The organism is Neisseria sp. P0021.S007 (assembly GCF_051956855.1).
Genome location: NZ_JBQCXA010001265.1, coordinates 1 through 508 on the forward strand (window position 1 = coordinate 1; position 508 = coordinate 508).

At 44.1% G+C, this 508-nt stretch carries 1 protein-coding gene; it reads right to left on the reverse strand.

Going from position 1 to position 508, the window contains the following annotated elements; genetic code table 11:
- Nucleotides 1-92: 92 nt before the first annotated feature.
- The coding region (locus tag ACTHUR_RS18655) for a hypothetical protein (RefSeq protein ID WP_440400259.1) at nucleotides 93-508 on the reverse strand (416 nt) is incomplete at its 5' end.

Below are 508 nucleotides of genomic sequence, written 5' to 3' on the forward strand. Positions count from 1 at the left end.
GTTTTGGAACGACCCGCAAACCAGAGTTGAAAAAACGATGACGCCGATGATTAACCAAGTGTTCATATCTATTCCTTAAAGGCGGCTCAGTTTCAGGTAGCCTTTTTTGGAAAAGGATGTTCTACCCATCTTTCCAAATATTCTTTTTCGCCGATATTCAGATAAATATCTTCTAAAATCAGACGGATGTTTTCCGCCAATTCATACCGGGCCACTTTGCCGTGCCATAAGGTTTGTTGTGGACTGCGATTGAAGTTGAAACTGAAAAACCAGTCGTCTGAATAAATCAGCCTCACTTCGGCTTCGTTGCTTTGTTCGGCTGCAGATACCAGTAAGGTCAGTTCGCCGGGTTCGTCTAAAAACAGGACTTTCGCCTCAGTAATGCTGCCGCCGCTTTGCAGAGCAATTGCTAAATCACATAAATCTTTCAGCGAATCATGCAGATAGGAAACAGCCTGTTGATAGTTCTCTTCGCCATATTTCACGGTAACGTTTGCCCAGCCTGCAT